Raw genomic sequence first — 19,178 nt, 5'->3', positions numbered from 1 at the left:
AAAATGATTCGCATTATACACCTTGCCAATTCAGATCCCAGAGGATTGGCAAGTTTGTCAGAACTGCTATACTGTATAAATATACAGTTATTGGTGATTTGAATACCGAAACCCGGTTCAGACACAGGTGCCCCGATGAAAACCAGTCCACAAGAGCTTTCCAAACAACTTGGCCGCCAGGATATCTGGCTTGGGCAACAAACCTGCCAGCAGCCCGGTTATGCCACCGGCTTTGAGACGCTGGATACCGCCTTGCCCGACAGCGGCTGGCCGCGCCATGGGGTGTGTGAACTGAGTTGCCCGGTGCCGGGGTCGCAGTCAATGCTTCTGTTAACGCCATTGCTCAGGTGCATACAGGGCGAAAACGACACCCCGGTAATTTTGGTTGGCGCTCCCTGGCAGTTGAATCCGCAGTACTTATTGCAACATGGACTGCGGCCGGAAGGCTTTTGTCTGGTGGATGTCAACGCGCGTAAGGACAGACTCTGGGCCATGGAGCAGAGTCTGGCCAGTGGTGGCTGCCGTTTGTTGCTGGGCTGGCTTGACCGTTTAAGCCTGACCGAAGCCCGGCGTTTGCAGCTGGCGGCGGAAAAGGGCGGCTGTCTGGCCATTATTCTGGTGACTGACGCCACTGAGGGTAATCCTTTGCCGCTGCGTTTGGGGTTAACCCCGGGCGGTAACTCAGACAGGCTGGAACTCGCCTTACTGAAACGCCGCGGCGGCAAACCGCAGGACAGTTTGCAGATAGAGGGGCTTTCCCCACTGCTTGCACGCTACTTACCGTCGCAGCCATCTGTGCAGGTGTTGCAGGGCCCCTGGGGCGGCGCCTGAGCAGGAGGATGATGTATGTCGTTTATCCGTGATTGCCTGTGCGTCCATCAAAGACACTTGTTTCAGCAGAGCCTGTGTTTGCATCAGAGCCTGTTCGTCCAGCAGCGCTGCTGCTTGGCCCGAGGGCTTAGCTGTCATCAATCTGTTCGGGTTAAGGGTTGATGCGCTGGCTTGGTGTATGGCTGCCCCATTGGGAGCTGGATTATCTGCGCCATGTGCAGGGGCTGGCGCCATCCATGCCGCTTATTTTGTACGATGTGGCAAGGGCGCGGGTGCTTAAAGCCTGCCCGCAGGCGGCCAGTGCCGGGGTCATGGCAGGTCAGAGTATGGGCAGTGCGGCGCAGCTGTGCCCCAATGTGCAGCCATTTCCCATCAACCTCTCGCTGCACCGGCAAGGCTGCGACTGGCTGTGTCGCCACGGCTACAGTTTCAGTGCCCGCCTGGTGCCGCCTCCTGAGCCCGATACATTTTTTGCCCGTTGCCACGATGTACTGCTGCTTGAAACCGGCTCTATGGCAAAACTCTTTGGCGGCGAAGCGGCGCTGGCAAAGGCATTGGCAGCCGCGCTTGAAGGGCTTAACTGCCACTTTGCCATGGCGTTTGCTGCCACGCCGTTGGCAGCGGGTATGCTGGCCAAAACCCGGCCCAGTCTGGCATCAAAGACGCTGCAGCCAGTGTTTGCCAGGGCTGCAACGTCGCAATCGGCTCTCAAGGTTTCAGCTTCAAAATCGGCATCAAAAGCGATTGCTGAGCCCAAAAGCGCAGCAGAGGCTTTATCACGACAATTATCGGCGCTGCCAATCTCCACTCTGCCTGTGCCTGAGGCGCTGCTTTTTCGTTTGGAGGGCATGGGACTTGAGCATATAGGTGCGCTGCAGGCTTTACCCGCCGCTGAGCTTGGGATCCGTTTTGGTCCTGAATTTGTGCTGCTATTGGCAAGGCTTAATGGTAAGCAGCCCCATCCCCAGAGCTTTTATTGCCCGCAGGAAGAGTATCGTCAGCGGCTTGAGCTGATGTATGAGGCTGAAAGCCTCAATGCCCTGGTGTTTATGCTTGGGCGTATGTTTGCCGAGCTGGCGCTGTTTTTACGTCAGCGACAGTTGGCGGTTTCCATGCTGGAGCTGGTGCTACATTACCGGGCAACCTTCACAGGGGCCACAGAAACCACAGAAACCTCCGAGACCTCCGAGATTACAGGTAGCCCAAAGGCAAGTCTCGGTCAGGGAGGCGTGACTGGCGCGCTATCCAGGGCTTTGGATAAAGCTGAGTCGATTCAGTCCACTGCAGAGGATCATGAAGCGCGCCTGTCGCTGGCATACCCCTTTGCCGAATACACCGCCGATGGCCTGTTGGCCCTGTGCCGTTTGCAACTGGAGCGCTTTACGCTGGCGGCGCCCGTAGTGGCACTGACGCTGCACCGCTGTCACTTTAGCCCCAGAAGTGCGCCGCCGGCAGGAGCCATCGAAAACAGTCACAGAGCCAGTCTGAGCTTGCTGGCCCGGCTCGAAGCCAGGCTGGGGCAAGACAGGGTAAAGCGCCTTGGCGCCAGAAAGGCGCTCTTGCCGGAGCACAGCTTTTGCCTGCAGCCGATGTCGGCACCTGTGGCGGTTGCCTATACGGCTTTGCCTGCATCATCTTTGTCAGCCTCATCTTTAGCTGCAAAGCCTTCACGCCAGCAGTCAAAGCCAACTCCGACCAAATTGACCCAGCCAAAACTGACAGAGGCTAAGCCAACAGAGCTTAAGCCAACAGAGCCATTCACCTCATCCATGCCAGCGCGGCAACGCGCAGCAGCTGCCGGTATCACTCCTGCAGCAGATAAAAAAGCCGCAAACACGGCTGGTGCTTCGAATGTCATCCACACAGCTTTTACTCTTACAGCCGCTCGAGCCGGTAACCAGGCAACTTCGGCTGCAATGGATGGGGCGAATGATGATTCGATGACTGAGGCCATAACGCCGGGATTAACTTCAAACATAACAGCAACCGACTTAACAGCGACGCACTTAGCAGATACGCACTTAACAGCTAAGGGCTTAACAGCGGCCAATGAGCCCGTTACAAACAAAGCTGCAACGAGCGATGTGGCAACGAGCGAAGCCGCGACTGCTGTGATGGAACTGAGCGAGCCAGTGACAAAAGCCGCAGCAGCTAAGCCTGCGACCACACAGAATGCTGCCTCAGAAGGGCTGTCACTTGCCTGCCGCCCGCCCTGGCTTTTGGTAACGCCCGAAGCGATTGCAGAAACCGATGTTGAGCTGCTGCGCGGCCCGGAGCGGCTGCGTGAGCCCTGGTGGCATGGCAGCCAAGCTATGGCGGCTCAAAGCGCAACTGAGCTTGGTACGGGGCAGGTAAGCGAGAGTTTGTCAAGCGGGAACCCCATGGGCGCGGCGCGTGACTATTATCTTGCCCGCCACCATGAAGGTGGCCTGTGCTGGGTGTTTCGCCGTGAGGGCGAGCCCGGACTTTACTTGCAGGGCTGGTTTTGATGTACGCCGAGCTTCATGCCATCAGTAACTACAGCTTTTTACGGGGCGCGTCGCACCCACACGAGCTGGTGGCCGAGGCGGCGCGACTTGGCTACAGTGCCATCGCTATTACCGATGAGTGTTCGGTGGCCGGTGTGGTCAAGGCACACATGGCCGCCGTGGAAGCTGGTATAGCGCTGATTGTGGGCAGTGAATTTCGGCTGCCGGAAGGCACCTTTGTGCTGCTGGCCACCAGCCGGGCAGGTTATGGCGCCCTGTGCCGTTTGATAAGTCGTGGTCGGCGGCGGGCTCCCAAGGGGGAATATCGCATCAATCTGGACGACCTGTTATCGCCGTTGCCTGACTGCGTGCTGCTGTGGCGCCCGCCGATGCCCCAAAATCCGGGGGCGGACATTGCCGCAACCGAGCGGCAGTGGTTTGCTACGCAAAAGCGGCTGGCAAAGCAGCTTGCGGCCTGGCAGGGCCGGCGCTATTTTCTGGCGGAGCAGTGTCTTGAGGCCGCAGGCAGCCTGTGGCAGCGCTATTTGAAGCGCCTCTCTGATTTGTGCGACATCCCCTGCGTGGCAGCAGGAGATGTGCGTATGCACAGCGCGGCGCGCCAGCCGCTTTTGGATGTACTCACCTGCATTCGCTTGGGCCTCAGACTTGATGAGGCCGAAGGCCATTTGTGCCAGAACGCTGAGCATTACTTGCGGCCCCTTGGCAGCATCCATCGCCGTTATCCGCAGGAGTGGATTGCCAATACCCAGAAGATTGCCAGCCAGTGCCGGTTTTCGATGGCTGAACTCAGGTACGAGTACCCGGCCGAGCTGGTGCCTGCTGGCTTAAACGCCAGTGAATACCTTGCCCGGGAGGTGGCCAAAGGCGCCCGGCGCCGCTACGGCTTAGCAGTACCTGCAGCGGTAAAACGCCAGTATCTGGCCGAGCTTAAGCTTATCCATGAGCTTGAATACGAGTATTTTTTTCTCACCATTTACGACATAGTCCGCTTCGCCAGACGCAAGCGGATTTTGCATCAGGGTCGCGGCTCGGCGGCCAATTCGGTGGTGTGTTTTTGCCTTGGGATCACCGAAGTGGATCCCACCCGGGTCAATATGCTGTTTGAGCGCTTTATTTCCAAAGAACGCCACGAGCCGCCGGATATCGATGTGGACTTTGAGCATGAGCGCCGCGAAGAAGTGATCCAGTACATTTACCGCAAGTACGGCCGCCACCGGGCGGCGCTGGCGGCGAGTGTGATCACCTATCGGCTGAAAAGCGCCATGGGGGAAGTAGGCAAGGTGCTGGGGTTGGACAGAGAGCTGGTGGCAAGGCTCATTCAGGGTATCGACAGGCGCGATCCGAGCCACCCCTGGCGCGAACAATTGGCCGCACAGTTGCCTGGCGCCGATATGTTTGGCTACCTTGTGCAGTCCTTGCTCGGGTTTCCGCGTCATTTATCCCAGCATGTAGGCGGCTTTGTGATTTCCGCCGGGCCACTGGCCGAGCTGGTGCCGGTGGAAAACGCCGCCATGGAAGACAGAACCGTGATCCAGTGGGATAAGGACGATCTGGAGGCGCTGGGGCTACTGAAAGTGGACGTGCTGGCGCTGGGGATGCTAACTGCCATTCGTAAGTGTTTTGAGCTTATCAGTCGTCATCAACAGTCCTTTGGCATGCGGTCAATCAAAGCCGAAGATCCCAATGTCTATCGTATGCTCAGCCGCGGCGACAGCATGGGGGTGTTTCAGGTGGAGTCCCGGGCGCAAACGTCCATGCTGCCAAGGCTCAGGCCTGCATGCTATTACGATCTGGTTATTCAAATTGCGATTGTGCGCCCTGGGCCAATTCAGGGTGACATGGTGCATCCGTTCCTGAGGCGCCGCAAAGGACTGGAGGCGGTGACTTACCCCAGCGAGGCCGTCAAAGCCGTGCTTGAGCGCACCATGGGGGTGCCGATTTTTCAGGAGCAGGTGATCAAGCTTGCCATGGTGGCCGCAGGTTTCAGTGGCGGTGAGGCGGATGCGCTGCGCCGGGCCATGGCCAGTTGGAAACATACCGGCAAGCTGTGGCCCTTCGAACAAAAGCTGCTGGATGGCATGGCCGCACGGGGCTACAGCGAAGATTTTGCCCGGCAGATCTTTCGCCAAATTCAGGGCTTTGGCGAATATGGCTTTCCTGAATCCCACTCGGCAAGCTTTGCGCTGTTAGCCTATGTCTCTGCTTATCTTAAGTTTTACTACCCGGCGGCCTTTTGCTGCGCGCTGCTGAACAGCCAGCCGATGGGGTTTTACAGCCCATCGCAGCTGTTGCAGGACGTGCGTCGCCATGGGGTGGAGGTGTTTGATGTGTGTATCAATCACAGCCAGTGGGACAGCAGCCTGGTGAAGACCGCCACCGGCTTTGGGATACGGCTCGGATTCAGGCAGGTTAAGGGCCTGAAAGAGCAGGCTATGCAAAGGCTGGTTGCTGCTCGCCCAGCGGCGGGTTTTGCGCACTTGAGTGAGGTAAGCGTCTTGCTCGACAGGCACGCTTTGGAGCTGCTTGCTGCTGCCGATGCCTTCAGGTTACTCAGTGGCCACCGATTTCAAAGCCGCTGGCAATTGTCGGCCCGCCAGGCAAGCCTGCCGCTGTTTGATGACTTGCCAGAGCCGCTGCTGCCAGGGGGCGCAGAGCCAAGCCTTAGTGCCCCCAATGCGGTGCAGTGCCTCAAGGCGGATTATCGCAGCAAGGGGCTAAGCCTGGGGCAACATCCGATGGCATTGTTGCGAACTGCTGGTTTGCTTGGAAAAACTTTGACAGCAAAAGCGCTTGAGGACACCCGTCATGGGCAGCTGGTAACTGTTGCCGGTGTGGTAACCGGCAGGCAGCGACCCGGCACTGCATCGGGCGTTACCTTTATTACCCTGGAAGATGAAACTGGCAACACTAACCTGATAGTGTGGATGGGCACAGCAAGGGCGCAGCGAAAGCCGTATTTGACATCAACCATTTTGAAAGTAAATGGCACTGTGGAACATGCCGATGGCGTGACCCATGTGGTGGCAGGTCGGCTTGAGGATATCTCGCACTTGCTCGATAGCCTCAAAGTGGCCTCGCGGGATTTTCACTAGCACTGAGCGCTCACAGGGAAGCCGAGCGTCAACGTCAACAGAGTACCGTTATCAGCAAGCACACTGGTGAACAACAGGCTGGCGGGCAGAGGTGTCTGGCAAACCACTGGCATAAAGAGGAACTGCATTTGCGTCTCAGTTTTATGCCATTTGGTACTTTAACCTTTGCTTACTGGCCCTTGGGGATCACCGTGAGGTAAATGCACAGGAAGTGACTGATGGCGCCGCCAAGCACAAACAGGTGCCAAATGGCATGGTTAAAGGGAATACGTTTCACCGCATAAAACACCACTCCCAGGCTGTAAAACAGGCCGCCGGTGAGCAGCAGAGTAAAGCCTGTGTTGGTCATGCCGGCGATCATCTTGTCGAGCACAGCCACACACAACCAGCCCATTGCAAGGTACAGCACCAGGCTGAATGCTTTAAAGCGATGTAAAAACAAAAGCTTGAATCCAATACCACCAAGCGCAAGTAACCAGATAGCAGCCAGTACCCAATCGACACCGGCGCCTTCCAGGGTAATGAGTACAAACGGTGTGTAAGTTCCGGCAATCAAAAGATAAATGGCGCAGTGGTCAAACAGTTTGAGTTTGCGCTTAAGTGCAGGTGATTTGGCCCAGTGATAGGCGGTAGAGCAGGCAAACAGTAGCACCATACTCAGGCCATAAAGGCCAACGCCCAAGGTTTGCAGCAAACTCAAATGGCCGATGCTGTCATACAACATGGCCGCTGTGCCAAGCAGCGCCGCCAGCACGCCAATGCCGTGGCTTAAGGTGTTGGCCAGTTCTTCCCGCTCGCAATAAGCGGCTGGGTTGGTGCTGCCATAAGCATCCGTGGAGGCATTTTTCGGAGCATTAACGGGAGCAGGATCTGATACGCTGCTGGCTTGTATTGACGGCATGATGAACTCTTGGGATAGGGCTTGGCATTAGAGTCGTTAATCTAACATTCACTTTCTGCAAACACCATAAAAAAGAGTACAGGTGTACGCTTAAATATTTTTATCCATTTTAAATCAATGTGTTGAATCGCATGTTTTTGAGCGAGGCAAAATCTCACTCCTTTAAGATTGGCAGCAGGCTGCGCGAGATGATAACCAATCAGGAACTTTTGCAGCTTGCCTCTGTTCCAATAGCGATATGGTTAATGGCGGCTTTAAGCGGGTGATTTATCAGGCGCTGCAATTAAGTTCGCCTGGTAAGTTCAGCGACTGGTTTCAGGGCAAAAGAAGCGACATTGGCACCGGACTCTGGGCCCTGGGGACAGTTCCAGGCGCAGTGAAGGCTGAAGCTGAGAAGGAAACCAAGCCCCGGTAAACCTGCGTGCAGGTTTAGATAAAGTCACGCGTAAGGCCAAGTAAAGCGTAGGCCAAGTAGAGTAAAACCGAGCTCAGCCAAAAGGCCAGAAAATCAGGGAAAAGCTCACGCAAGAGCCCAGGGAAAAGGAAAGGCGTTTGACCAACAGCAGTAACAGCAATGACTCCAGCCGCAATCCCAAATTGAAAACACCGGGTATGCAGGAAAACAGCATTCAATCCGGTGGCCACGAAGCATGTGCTGAAGAGGATAAATCGAACGGATTGGGCGACTCCTTGGCACCTGCGCCGCAGCCTATCCATGCCCATAGGCACGACAGGCAGGATGATGGCTACGTGGCTTCGCTGAGTCTTTTTGCCACTCGAACCCCAAAGGATGTATCTCAGCTGCATCTGGCAGTACCCGTTTTGCCTGCCCGAGGCGGTGACAATCTTAACCTTGGAATTGAGCGCACTGACCATACCAGCGGCTCTGTAGTGGTTTCTACCTTCACGGCCTTTAGGCGACTGGATGCCGGGGAGCGGCCAGAAACCGTAGAACAGGAAGAAACCCAGGAGCGCGACAGAATCGACGTTAGGCAAACACTGCCGCTTAAATTGCTGCTGCCCGTTACCCTGGTGCACCTTGCAGTTTTGGGGCTGCTTGCCTGGCAGTTGGCACCGCAGCTGGGTTCATTAAGCGCGGCACTGGATGAGCGCGCCAACCAGCCCAAGGCGTTGCAATCCTATTTGGTGTTCAGCGCGGCAAAACAGCCAATTGAACAGCCGCCAGCAGCGAATCCATCGGAGCCCGCTGCAGTCATACCTCAACCCGAACCCGAACAGGTTAAGCGTGAGCAAGTGAACGAGCAAAAGGCCCCCATCGAGCCAGCCTTGGCTACAGCGCCAAAAGAGCCTGCCCCTATCAAAGATGAACCGCTCCCAGCACAGCCTGCAGTTGAGCCGGAGCAGAAGGCTCGGCGGGAATCTCTGCCGCCGATAGAGACGCCCGCACCATCTGAGCAGAGTCAGCTTGATTTCTCGACTCCCGCCAGCCGTTTTATGGCGCGCCAAAACGCTCAGGCGTTGAATGCCTTATCGCAGAGTTACGCCGACGAGCAGACCATTCACATGAATGCGGCGGGGCGTGGCATGTCGGAGCTTCTGCCAGAGATGGAAGTGCTGCTGGTGCCGGATGCCGATGATTTCTATAAACCTAACACTCTGGACTCCGACATAGATCCCAACCGTATCGTGAAATCCGGCGATACTTGCTATCGGGTGGTGAAGGTGCCAACGCCCATTAATCCCCATGCCGAAAACCTGGGTTTTCCATTTCGCTGTGGTGAGGACAGGGTAAAAAAGGCCCTCAGGGAAGGTATTAACAAGTACCTCGCTCTGATGGGCAAGCAGGATTTGCACTGAATTATTTTCATCATAAATATTTTAAATTGGCGTATTTATATGAAAATAAAGTGATTAATGTTTCATTGTATGCGTGGTTAAATTTCCCGTTCGCGGCTATTGTCATTGGCCTTCGCTTAAGCCTATACTGCCAGCACTTGTCGGAGTGCCTTAGGGCTGAGACCGTTTATTCGGGATCCGTTGAACCTGATCAGGTTAGAACCTGCGAAGGAAACAAGCATCAAATCCACCCCAGTTAGTGTCAGCAGCTTAAGCCGGAAAATAAACCGGAAGATAAACCGGAACATGAGGCGAAAGCCCGCCGCAAACTGATGACCAAGTGGCCAGCAACGCAAAAACTCAGCAAAAAAATGCCGAGAGTTTGCCAGGCAACCGGGGTGAATGAGACGCCAGACAGCGCTGAAAACACTGCAAAACTGCCGTCGCCGCTGATTCAACTGCTCAATTTTCTCCCCCGACAAGCAACTCCATTTTGAAACCAAAAGTGAGATTGCTGATGTCAAACCGCCGCGAAACCCGTAAAGCCGCCCAGGACTTTATCGATAACTTAAAGCCGCTGCGCCGCCCCAATTCTGAAAAGATTTTCATTGAAGGCTCCCAGCCTGATATCCAGGTGGGCATGCGCCAAATTCATCAAACCGATACCCGCATTGTGAATAGCCACGGTGAAGAAACCTTCGAGGCCAATCCGCCCATCAAGGTGTACGACTGCGCCGGACCTTATTCAGATCCCGAAGCCGACATCAATGTGCGCCAGGGCCTGCCCAAGCTGCGAGAAGGCTGGATTTTAGCGCGCTGCGATACCGAGGAGCTTAACAGCGCCTCATCCAATTTTACCCAGCAGCGTCTCGCCGATGAGGGGCTTGATCACCTGCGTTTTGACGTGCTGCCAAAGCCGCGCCGCGCCAAGGCAGGCAAACGTGTGACCCAGCTGCACTATGCCCGCCAGGGCATTATTACCCCAGAGATGGAATACATCGCTATTCGCGAAAACATGGCCCGCGATGAAGTCACCGATGAGCAGCTTAACCGTAAAAAGCCAGGCGAAGCCTTCGGCGCTCTGGTCGGCAAACCCATCACGCCGGAGTTTGTCCGGGACGAAGTGGCCCGTGGCCGGGCGATAATTCCGGCTAACATCAACCACCCCGAAGCTGAGCCTATGATCATTGGCCGCAACTTTCTGGTGAAGGTGAATGCCAATATCGGCAACTCGGCCGTGACTTCCTCCATCGAGGAAGAGGTGGAAAAGCTGGTGTGGTCAACCCGCTGGGGCGCAGATACCGTGATGGACTTGTCCACCGGCCGTTATATTCACGAAACCCGCGAGTGGATAGTGCGCAATTCGCCGGTGCCCATTGGTACTGTGCCCATCTATCAGGCGCTGGAGAAGGTCAATGGCATTGCCGAAGATCTTAACTGGGAAGTGTTCCGCGACACCCTGATTGAGCAGGCCGAGCAGGGCGTGGATTACTTCACCATCCACGCGGGCGTGCTCTTGCGCTACGTGCCCATGACCGCCAAGCGGGTTACCGGCATTGTGTCACGCGGCGGCTCCATCATGGCCAAGTGGTGCCTAAGCCACCATCAGGAAAACTTCCTCTACACCCATTTCCGTGAGATCTGCGAGCTTTGCGCCGCCTACGATGTGTCGCTGTCGCTGGGTGATGGCATGCGTCCGGGCTCCATTGCCGATGCCAACGACGAAGCCCAGTTTGCCGAGCTCGAAACCCTTGGCGAGCTTGTGAAAATCGCTTGGGAATACGATGTGCAGACTATCATCGAAGGCCCGGGCCATATCCCCATGCAGCTCATCAAAGAGAACATGGATAAGCAGCTTGAGCACTGCGCCGAGGCGCCGTTTTATACCCTTGGCCCCCAGACCACCGACATAGCCCCGGGCTACGATCACTTCACCTCGGGCATTGGCGCGGCCATGATTGCCTGGTATGGCTGCGCCATGCTCTGCTACGTAACGCCCAAAGAGCATTTGGGTCTGCCTAATAAGGAAGACGTAAAACAAGGGCTTATTGCCTACAAGATTGCCGCCCACGCAGCCGACGTGGCCAAGGGGCATCCCGGCGCGCAAATTCGCGACAATGCACTTTCCAAGGCTCGTTTCGAGTTTCGCTGGGAAGATCAGTACAACCTGGGGCTGGATCCCGATACTGCCCGAGCCTATCACGACGAAACACTGCCGCAGGAGTCGGCCAAGGTGGCCCATTTCTGCTCCATGTGCGGCCCCAAGTTCTGCTCAATGAAAATCACCCAGGACGTGCGTGACTACGCGGCTAGCTTAGAGAATGCTGCCAGCTTAGAGAGTGCGGCCAACAAGATTCCGGACGCAGTGCAGACGGTCGAAGTGGGCGCAGCAGAAAGCTATTCCAAAGCCGAAAGCTATGCCAAGGCGGGTATGGAAAAGATGTCTGCCACCTTTAAAGAAACCGGCAGCGCGCTTTACAGTGAGGCCCACGTCGATGCGGCGCGCAAGGCCGAGCAGGAACTGGTGTAAATGGGCGAGGGCAAGGCTATGGCTGCAAATGCCTGGATTGAAAGCGAACTGACAGCAAGGCCAGTGGTCTGGACCATCGCCGGCTCCGACAGTGGCGGCGGCGCCGGTATTCAGGCCGACTTGCTGACGTTGCAGGACCTTGGCTGCCATGGCTGCAGCGTGATCACCGCCATCACTGCGCAAAACTCGGTGGCGGTAACTTCAGTAGAGTCGGTCAGCTCGGCCATGCTTGCGGCTCAGCTTGAGGCATTGAAGGCAGACCTGTACCCGGCTGCGGTGAAAATCGGCCTTATCGCCAATCAGGCGCAGCTTGAGTTTCTCGCGCACTGGCTTGGCGATAATCTGCCTGGCGTGCCGGTTATTCTTGACCCCGTGATGGTGGCCTCATGCGGCGATGAGCTGCAGCAGGCGGCATCGAGCTCTCAAGGCGCGGCGTCTGCCAGCGGGCTCGATTTCAGTCCCTTTGCCGGAAAAATCAGCCTTATCACCCCCAACAAGGCGGAGCTGTCGCACCTGACCGGCAAGTTGCTGGCGGATGATGATGCCCTGGCGATTGCCGCCGACAGACTGTGGCGCCGCTTTGGCGGCAGCGTGCTTGCCAAAGGTGGAGATTGTCCCTGGCAGCAGTCGAAGGCCAGGGATCTGTTGCTGCTGGGGGATATCGCTACCATTTCTCCGCTGCACAGGCGTCAGGGATTTTGGCTCAGCGGTGAGCGGGTCGCGACTGTGCACAATCACGGCAGCGGCTGCACGCTTTCAAGTGCCATTGCCGCCTTTGTCGCCAAGGGGTTGGTGCTGCCCGATGCGGTGCTGCTGGCCAAAGCCTATGTATTTGAGGGGCTCAGGCAGGCAAGCGCTGTAGGTGCAGGCCCCGGGCCACTGGCCCGAACCGGCATGCCTGAGTCCCTTGTCGCTATGGCATCGATTCATCGCTTGCATGAGAGTCGCAGTCACAGGTTGCCAACCAAGGGGTTTACCCGCCTTGGGCGTGATGTGGGCGTTTATCCCGTGGTGGCCGACATCGATATGCTGGAAACGCTGCTTGAGGCTGGCGCCAACACCATTCAGCTGCGCATCAAGGGCGAGATTAGCCCAGGCAGCGCGGCTGAAGCGGACATCATCCGCGCCATCGCCCTTGGCAGGCAGCATAAGGCGCGCGTCTTTATCAACGACCATTGGCGCCTTGCTATCAGCCATGGCGCTTTTGGGGTGCATCTTGGGCAGGAGGATATAGAGACAGTGCCGCTGGATGCCATTGCTGAGGCTGGCATGGCCCTTGGGCTGTCGAGTCACGGGCTGTTTGAGGCTTTGCTGGCGCTTGAGCTTAACCCGAGCTACCTCGCCCTTGGGCATATTTTTCCCACGACCACCAAGGAAATGCCTTCCAAACCACAGGGACTGGAGACGCTGGCACTGCTTGCGAAGATTGTCAGCACAGCTGTGCCAACTGTGGCGATTGGCGGTATAGAGGCGGCTAATTTACCCAAGGTCGCTGCTTCGGGCGTGGACAGCATTGCCGTGGTGCGTGCTGTGACCGAAGCAAGCGAACCGGCGGCGGCCTTTCGCGCACTCGCTGATGCCTGGGAGAAGCGGAATGCTCGCTGATAAAGACTTTATCCGCTACTCGCGGCAAATTCTGTTGCCGGAATGCGGCGAAGCCGGGCAGCTCAGATTAAGGAACTCCCATGTGGCCATAGTGGGTGTAGGTGGCCTTGGCTGTCAGGCAGCCATGCTGCTGGCTGCGTCCGGAGTGGGGCATTTGTCACTGTTCGATGGCGATAGCGTGGAGCTTTCAAACCTGCCGCGCCAGCTGCTGTTTTGCGATGCTGATTTGGGCAAATCCAAGGCTGTGGTCGCGGCCGCGCGCTTACAGTCCCGAGAACCAGGCTTAAAGGTATCTGTGTGCGGCGAGCTTAACAGTGAGACGTTAACTCAGCTCGATAACGCCGGGCTGGTGCTTGATTGCACCGATAACTTTGCGGCGCGACATCTCATTTCCGCGTACTGCGCTAAACAAGGCAAAACGCTTATCAGTGGTGCCATTGTCGGTTTTGACGGGCTGTTGTTTGTGCAGCGGGGCGGTGAAGGCGGCTGCTATCAGTGTCTGTTCCCGCCAGGCACCACTTCGGCGCAAAACTGCGCCTCTGTCGGGGTAATGGGGCCCGCAGTGGCTATTGTCGCCTCGATGCAGGCACAACTTTGTTTGAATGAACTGCTTCAATTTCCCTGCGAGGCTGGACGCCTGCAACGTTTCGATTTCAGGCATTTTCGCTGGCATGAGGCCAGGGTGCCTGCCGATCCCCTTTGCCCGGTTTGCGGTAAGGACAAGGAGCGCAAGGCATGCTGAGTATCAGTGTTAACGGACAATCCCATCCAATAGACGACGGCCAGGATCTGGCCAGTTTGGTTAAACATCACTGCGAGCGCGATAGCCATATTGCGCTGGTGCTCAACGGTGAAGTGGTACCGCGGCATCGCTGGGAACATATTCATCTTAAACACAATGATGCAGTTGAACTTTTTGCAGCAGTGGCAGGAGGCTGAAATGCTGAACATTGCAGAAACGGAATTTGGCTCCAGACTGTTTACCGGCACCGGCAAGTTTGCTTCGGGTAAGTTGATGCAGGAAGCCATTGCTGCCAGCGGCAGTGAGCTGGTTACCCTCGCCATGAAGCGGGTGGATTTTAAAGCCGGCAGCGATGATATCCTGGCGCCGCTGTTGGAGCGCGGCGTGCGCCTCTTGCCCAACACCTCCGGTGCCCGCAATGCCAAAGAAGCGATATTCGCAGCTACGCTTGCCAGGGAAATGCTGGGTACAGAGTGGCTGAAGCTTGAGATCCACCCGGATCCCAAATACCTGATGCCAGATCCCATGGAAACCTTTACCGCCGCCAAAGAGCTGGTGAGCCAGGGCTTTAAGGTGCTGCCTTATGTTCATGCCGACCCTGTGCTGTGCTGGCGCCTGGAAGAGATTGGCTGCGCGGCGGTCATGCCCCTTGGCAGCCCCATTGGCTCCAATCAGGGCCTGGTCAGCCGGGAGTTTTTGAAAATCATCATTGAGCAGGCGAGCATTCCTGTGGTGGTGGATGCTGGCATTGGCGCGCCGTCCCACGCCTGTGAGGCGATGGAGCTTGGCGCCGATGCCGTGCTGGTTAATACCGCCATTGCCTCGAGTGCCGACCCTGTGCGTATGGCCAGAGCTTTTGCGCGCGCGGTGCAAATTGGCCGTGAAGCCTATTTGGCCGGGCTTGGCAGTAGGAGTCTGCACGCCCACGAAAGCAGCCCACTGACCGGCTTTTTGAACACAGACTCATCCGCCACGGGTTTGGTAAATTCAGGCATGGCGGAAAAGCTGTTATGAGCCAGGGCTATTTCTCTGAGGCATTTGCGCGCCTGAACCCCGACAGTTTGCGGCTTAAGCTCTACTCGGCCACAGCACAGGATGTGGAGGCGGCGCTGCGGGCACCGGCGGGTAATCTGAACGCGCTGCTGGCACTCTTGTCGCCTGCGGCCGAGCCTTATCTTGAGCAGATGGCACAAAAAAGCATGCAGCTCACCCGTAAGCGCTTTGGTGCCAGTGTGGGTATGTACCTGCCGCTGTATTTATCCAACCTGTGTGCAAACGAGTGTGATTACTGCGGTTTTTCAATGAGTAACCGCATTAAGCGCAAAACCCTTGATGAAACCGAGCTTACCCGCGAAATGGCCGCCATCAAGGCCATGGGCTATGACTCAGTGCTGCTGGTCTCCGGCGAGCATGAAACCAAGGTCGGCATGGGCTATTTCCGTAAGGTGATGCCTGAGGTAAAGCGCGCGTTTTCATACGTGGCGATGGAGGTGCAGCCGCTCGGTGAACCTGAATACCGCGAGCTGGTAACCCTCGGGCTTGATGCGGTGATGATTTATCAGGAAACCTATCAGCGTGTGACCTACGCTGAGCATCACACCCGCGGCAAAAAAATGGATTTTATCTGGCGCCTGGATACGCCAGACAGGCTGGCGGTGGCTGGGGTCGACAAGATTGGCCTTGGGGTGCTGCTGGGGCTCGATGACTGGCGTCTGGATGCGCTTTTGATGGGTTATCATCTTGATTATCTTGAGCGAAAATACTGGCGCACCCGCTACAGTATTTCTCTGCCAAGGCTCAGGCCCTGCACCGGCGGAGTGGCGCCCAAAACCGAGATAAGCGATAAAGGTTTGGTGCAGCTTATCTGCGCATTCAGGCTGTTTAATGAAGCGCTGGATATCAGTCTTTCCACCCGCGAGCGGCCTGAGTTTCGTGACAATTTGTTTGCCCTTGGAATAACCCAAACCAGCGCAGGCAGTGCCACGTCGCCGGGGGGCTATTCCGAGCCGGATACCCATTTGGATCAGTTTGAAATCAGTGATGACAGAAGCGCATTCCAAATCGCGGCCGTGCTGAAATCAAAGGGGCTGAACCCTGTGTGGAAAGACTGGGAATCCCAATGGTAAATGAGCCGTCATTCGCCGCTCTGCGGTGCATTTTTGCTGGCGTTTGCGGCTATTTTGGCTAATAATTGACCCGATCATCAAAAGCCATTTGTGAAACTTATTCTGGAGGAAGCCATGCAAATCCCACCTGCGTCCGTATCGGGTATCAGTGGCTTTAACAGCGCTCAAAGTGGATTGACTCAGGCAACCATTGATGTGGCGCGCAGCGAGCCTGCCCAGCAAAGTGCCGAGCTCAAGTCAGAAGCACCGGATAAAACCGACGCCCTGGTCAGGGCGACCCAGTCGGTTAATCAGGCTGAGGCTTCGGCCGAAGTGATTGAAACGGCCGACGAGACAATTGGCACCATCATAGACATTAAAGTGTAAGTTGCCATGTCCTCCCCGGCGCTGTCTGTCAATCATGCGGCGTCAAACGGCGTTGCCCGGCCATCCTTCGCCGGGTATCCTGATACCGCTGAAACTGCGAGAAATTCATTCTCGTCGGCGTCTGTTGTTTCCGAAGTCTCGTTAAAATCCCCGTCAAATAATGCTTCTTTCCACGGAGCTGCAGCATCCGGCATCACACCGACATCAGCATCTGTTGGCGCTGCATCCAGTTCGGTGGGCAATAATCAGGTATTAAAATCATCACCGTCTTCAGCGACTTTGCCATCAGCACCGGTAGAGTCCGGGCGAACAACGGGACTAGTCAGACCCGCTGCGTCAGGGTCACTGCAAGGTGGCTCAGCACCGACTGCGTCGGCTACTCCCGGTTTTAATCTGATCACCGGCGCACAGAGTATTAATGCTTTGCCGGGTAGACCGTCATTTGCTTCAGCCATTTCTGCTCAAGGCTATTCTCCTGTGAACCAAGGTTATGATGCTCGGTTAAGCCCGGCTCAAGGCACCGGTTTTACAGGCACTGGTTTTACAGGCACTGGTTTTACAGGCTCTGGCGAGCACTCGGTTGCAGATATCTTCATTTCTCAAAATCAGGCTGCCGATAATGGGGTGGCAATGAGTGGGGCTGTTACGGACCGCGCTGTCAGTCAGGATGGCGGGGGCGCCGGTTCGAACGCAGTTTTTGATGCAGTCTCCCCTCTGGGGGCTCAATTCGGACGAGAAGATGCGTCAGGTTCAGCTGTATCTGACCAGGAATCTCAGGAGGCCGCCAAGGAAGCAAGGCAGCAACAGCTTGCTGAGGCGCTGGGTGGGGAGAGCGGTTCTACATCTGCACGAAGGGCAGCCGAGCAGCAAGCGGAACAAGACAGCAATGCTCAGGCAATGGCCCGCGAAAGCGCCATGGAGCGACGTGAGCAGGTAAAAGTACGTCAGCAGGAAATGGAGGTGCGTCAGCTTGAAGCCAGACAAGCAGAAGTACTGGCACACGAGAGAGCCCATGCTGCCGTTGGTGGACAGTTTGCCCGCGCGCCCAATTTTGAATACGAACTCGGCCCCGATGGTAAGAGATACGCCACGGGGGGAGAGGTGTCGATTGATATTGCCAGCGTCCATGGTAATCCTCAGGCGACCATCAATAAGATGCAGCAGGTGTACGCCGCAGCCATGGCGCCGGTAAATCCGTCGCAAGCGGACCTTAGCGTGGCGGCTGAAGCGCTCAGGAAGATTGAACTGGCCAAGGACGAGCTGGCTTCAGAGCGGTTGGCGGCAATGCCTACTCAGGACGAACTTTCCCCGTTATTGGATGCTCAAAACGCCTTTGATGAAGTACCGGTGTTCGAGCCGGTTACCCCTTCTTTGGGCACCAACCTGGATAAATCTGGTGCTTTAAGTAAAGAGCAGGGTGACAGCGGCTTTGTCGATGCGTTGTCCGCTCGTATTACCGCCGCTTTGGCGCAAACCCTTGAAAGGGATAGCGAGGGGGCTTCAGCAGAGAACCAGATTAATGACGGCAAAGTCACTGAAGGTAACCCAATTGCCGCCGATACCGGGTTGGATGGCTCTGGCACGGGTTCTGATAGCTATGGACAGGCACAGGATAATTCACGTACCACAGATATCAGTAAGCTTGGGCCACCGAGAGCGATTCTGGCGTATCTTGATACAAACGAGAAGACGCAGACCGAAAACGATAAGTCTCAACGCAGGGAGAAGACATCATCGTTACTGGCGCTGGCATGAGATACCGTGCTGGGCAAGAATAAGCAGCTCCAACGCCTCACCCGCAGGTCCCTGATCGTCTCTGTTGGGGACAACCAGATTTATGGGGATCTTGCGGCTTTCGCTTCCGGTCAGATACAGTCTTACCAACTCACCAGACACCAATTCTTTTTCTACCAACTCTTTTGGTAGCCAGCAAAATCCACTGCCCGAACACAGAATGGCTTTCGCTTCGTGGAAATTACTCACTGTCCAGCGCTGCTCTGCTTTAAGCCAGCCAATGTCTTTGTTGGTTTTGGCGGCGGTGTCACGAATAACTATTTGCAGGTGTTGGGCGAGAAACTTGTCGTCCTGGATCTTGGGCTCGGCGGCAAGTGGGTTGGAAGGGTGACACACTAAAATCAATTCGACGACGCACAGCGGCTGTGCCAAATGTCCCTTGGGGGGATTGCCGCCGCACAGCGCAATATCGACCTTGTTTTCTTCCACCAGCTCATGGGTGCCATTAAGCACCGAATCTATCACAGAGACCCGGGTACCTCTGCCATTGGGTAAAAAAGCATTGATGGCTGTGATGAGCTTATCCATGGGATAAACAATTTCCCGCGCTATGGTCAGACTGGGTTCCCAGCCACGTTCAAGGTTGCCAGCAAGTTGCTCGAGCTCCATGACTGACTGGGTGATGTAACGGCTGCGCCTGAGCAGCACTTCACCACGGGGCGTCAGGTAGGCTTTGCGTCCCCTAACTTCCAGAAGCTCTACCCCCAGCTGATGCTGTAGCTTGGCAACGGCATGGTTAAGGGAGGATTGGCTCTTGTTTAGGGCGGTGGCGGCCTGTGCATAGCCGCCATGGTCTACGACAGCTTGCAGAATACGCCATTGCTCGAGGGTGGATTTTGCTCTGAACATTGCTGCTACATCGAAAGGAGTTTGCTTAATACTGCACTTTCAATTCGATTTTTTGC

General features: G+C 56.2%; 15 protein-coding genes and 1 riboswitch. Of the genes, 12 read left to right on the top strand and 3 right to left on the bottom strand.

The features are described from left to right. Positions 1 to 135: 135 nt before the first annotated feature. From imuA to K0H79_RS09640, 3 genes are all read left to right on the top strand, one after another. On the top strand, positions 136 to 831 hold the full coding sequence (gene imuA / locus K0H79_RS09650; protein WP_220075636.1) for a translesion DNA synthesis-associated protein ImuA: 696 nt from the start codon (positions 136 to 138) through the stop codon (positions 829 to 831). Between the two features lie 161 nt (positions 832 to 992). Further along, a complete protein-coding gene (locus K0H79_RS09645; protein ID WP_220075635.1) occupies positions 993 to 3,320 on the top strand; it encodes a DNA polymerase Y family protein in 2,328 nt (775 codons plus the stop codon). Beyond that, positions 3,320 to 6,412 carry an error-prone DNA polymerase gene (locus K0H79_RS09640; RefSeq protein WP_220075634.1) on the top strand — a complete coding sequence of 1,031 codons (3,093 nt, stop codon included), beginning with the start codon at positions 3,320 to 3,322 and terminating at the stop codon, positions 6,410 to 6,412. The genes K0H79_RS09645 and K0H79_RS09640 overlap by 1 nt, the downstream gene beginning before the upstream one ends. 169 nt (positions 6,413 to 6,581) lie before the next feature. On the opposite strand, the gene K0H79_RS09635 is transcribed toward K0H79_RS09640, so the two are convergent. Beyond that, a complete protein-coding gene (locus tag K0H79_RS09635) occupies positions 6,582 to 7,313 on the bottom strand; it encodes a hemolysin III family protein (protein WP_220075633.1) in 732 nt (243 codons plus the stop codon). A gap of 552 nt (positions 7,314 to 7,865) precedes the next feature. Between K0H79_RS09635 and K0H79_RS09630 the strand changes: the two genes are divergently transcribed. The 8 genes from K0H79_RS09630 to K0H79_RS09595 all read left to right on the top strand — a co-directional run bounded on the left by K0H79_RS09630 (position 7,866) and on the right by K0H79_RS09595 (position 16,479). Next, the gene (locus K0H79_RS09630; RefSeq protein WP_220075632.1) at positions 7,866 to 9,131 is read left to right on the top strand and encodes a hypothetical protein; all 1,266 of its coding nucleotides are present in this window, start codon (positions 7,866 to 7,868) and stop codon (positions 9,129 to 9,131) included. A gap of 131 nt (positions 9,132 to 9,262) precedes the next feature. Then, positions 9,263 to 9,361, top strand: a riboswitch (TPP riboswitch). A 266-nt stretch (positions 9,362 to 9,627) separates the two neighbouring features. Beyond that, entirely contained in the window at positions 9,628 to 11,640 is a 2,013-nt protein-coding gene (gene thiC, locus K0H79_RS09625) for a phosphomethylpyrimidine synthase ThiC (RefSeq protein ID WP_220075631.1), read from the top strand. Positions 11,641 to 11,658: 18 nt separating this feature from the next. Next, positions 11,659 to 13,245 (top strand): thiamine phosphate synthase, encoded by a 1,587-nt coding sequence (gene thiE, locus K0H79_RS09620; RefSeq protein WP_220075630.1) that lies wholly within the window; start codon positions 11,659 to 11,661, stop codon positions 13,243 to 13,245. Next, positions 13,235 to 13,987, top strand: coding sequence for a HesA/MoeB/ThiF family protein (locus K0H79_RS09615; RefSeq protein WP_220075629.1), 753 nt, complete (start codon positions 13,235 to 13,237; stop codon positions 13,985 to 13,987). The genes thiE and K0H79_RS09615 overlap by 11 nt, the downstream gene beginning before the upstream one ends. Further along, entirely contained in the window at positions 13,981 to 14,184 is a 204-nt protein-coding gene (gene thiS / locus K0H79_RS09610; RefSeq protein ID WP_126167008.1) for a sulfur carrier protein ThiS, read from the top strand. Before K0H79_RS09615 ends, thiS begins: the two co-directional genes overlap by 7 nt. Before the next feature lies 1 nt (position 14,185). Continuing rightward, positions 14,186 to 15,001 (top strand): thiazole synthase, encoded by an 816-nt coding sequence (locus K0H79_RS09605; protein ID WP_220075628.1) that lies wholly within the window; start codon positions 14,186 to 14,188, stop codon positions 14,999 to 15,001. Further along, positions 14,998 to 16,113, top strand: coding sequence for a 2-iminoacetate synthase ThiH (thiH, locus tag K0H79_RS09600; protein WP_220075627.1), 1,116 nt, complete (start codon positions 14,998 to 15,000; stop codon positions 16,111 to 16,113). Before K0H79_RS09605 ends, thiH begins: the two co-directional genes overlap by 4 nt. A gap of 114 nt (positions 16,114 to 16,227) precedes the next feature. Next, the gene (locus K0H79_RS09595; protein WP_220064613.1) at positions 16,228 to 16,479 is read left to right on the top strand and encodes a chemotaxis protein; all 252 of its coding nucleotides are present in this window, start codon (positions 16,228 to 16,230) and stop codon (positions 16,477 to 16,479) included. A gap of 32 nt (positions 16,480 to 16,511) precedes the next feature. On the opposite strand, the gene K0H79_RS19305 is transcribed toward K0H79_RS09595, so the two are convergent. Beyond that, entirely contained in the window at positions 16,512 to 16,721 is a 210-nt protein-coding gene (locus K0H79_RS19305) for a hypothetical protein (RefSeq protein ID WP_258405559.1), read from the bottom strand. Here K0H79_RS19305 and K0H79_RS09590 point away from each other — a divergent pair. Continuing rightward, positions 16,714 to 18,234: a putative metalloprotease CJM1_0395 family protein gene (locus K0H79_RS09590; protein WP_258405535.1), complete on the top strand. Its 1,521-nt coding sequence runs from the start codon at positions 16,714 to 16,716 to the stop codon at positions 18,232 to 18,234. The genes K0H79_RS19305 and K0H79_RS09590 overlap by 8 nt on opposite strands. On the opposite strand, the gene K0H79_RS09585 is transcribed toward K0H79_RS09590, so the two are convergent. Then, positions 18,217 to 19,122, bottom strand: coding sequence for a LysR family transcriptional regulator (locus tag K0H79_RS09585; RefSeq protein ID WP_220064611.1), 906 nt, complete (start codon positions 19,120 to 19,122; stop codon positions 18,217 to 18,219). The two genes, K0H79_RS09590 and K0H79_RS09585, sit on opposite strands and share 18 nt — an antisense overlap. Positions 19,123 to 19,178 lie beyond the last annotated feature (56 nt).

The sequence above is a fragment of the Shewanella sp. FJAT-52076 genome (assembly GCF_019457455.1).
GTDB lineage: Bacteria > Pseudomonadota > Gammaproteobacteria > Enterobacterales > Shewanellaceae > Shewanella > Shewanella zhangzhouensis.
Note: the sequence above shows the minus strand (reverse complement) of the source record. Positions and strands in the feature narration are given on the sequence as shown.

Bases quoted from the DNA above. Each gene is read 5' to 3' on its own strand.
- imuA (WP_220075636.1), top strand. From the start codon at position 136: ATGAAAACCAGTCCACAAGAGCTTTCCAAACAACTTGGCCGCCAGGAT.
- K0H79_RS09605 (WP_220075628.1), top strand. From the start codon at position 14,186: ATGCTGAACATTGCAGAAACGGAATTTGGCTCCAGACTGTTTACCGGC.
- thiC (WP_220075631.1), top strand. From the start codon at position 9,628: ATGTCAAACCGCCGCGAAACCCGTAAAGCCGCCCAGGACTTTATCGAT.
- K0H79_RS09645 (WP_220075635.1), top strand. From the start codon at position 993: ATGCGCTGGCTTGGTGTATGGCTGCCCCATTGGGAGCTGGATTATCTG.
- thiH (WP_220075627.1), top strand. From the start codon at position 14,998: ATGAGCCAGGGCTATTTCTCTGAGGCATTTGCGCGCCTGAACCCCGAC.
- K0H79_RS09595 (WP_220064613.1), top strand. From the start codon at position 16,228: ATGCAAATCCCACCTGCGTCCGTATCGGGTATCAGTGGCTTTAACAGC.
- K0H79_RS09635 (WP_220075633.1), bottom strand. From the start codon at position 7,313: ATGCCGTCAATACAAGCCAGCAGCGTATCAGATCCTGCTCCCGTTAAT.
- thiS (WP_126167008.1), top strand. From the start codon at position 13,981: ATGCTGAGTATCAGTGTTAACGGACAATCCCATCCAATAGACGACGGC.
- thiE (WP_220075630.1), top strand. From the start codon at position 11,659: ATGGCTGCAAATGCCTGGATTGAAAGCGAACTGACAGCAAGGCCAGTG.
- K0H79_RS09640 (WP_220075634.1), top strand. From the start codon at position 3,320: ATGTACGCCGAGCTTCATGCCATCAGTAACTACAGCTTTTTACGGGGC.
- K0H79_RS09615 (WP_220075629.1), top strand. From the start codon at position 13,235: ATGCTCGCTGATAAAGACTTTATCCGCTACTCGCGGCAAATTCTGTTG.
- K0H79_RS09585 (WP_220064611.1), bottom strand. From the start codon at position 19,122: ATGTTCAGAGCAAAATCCACCCTCGAGCAATGGCGTATTCTGCAAGCT.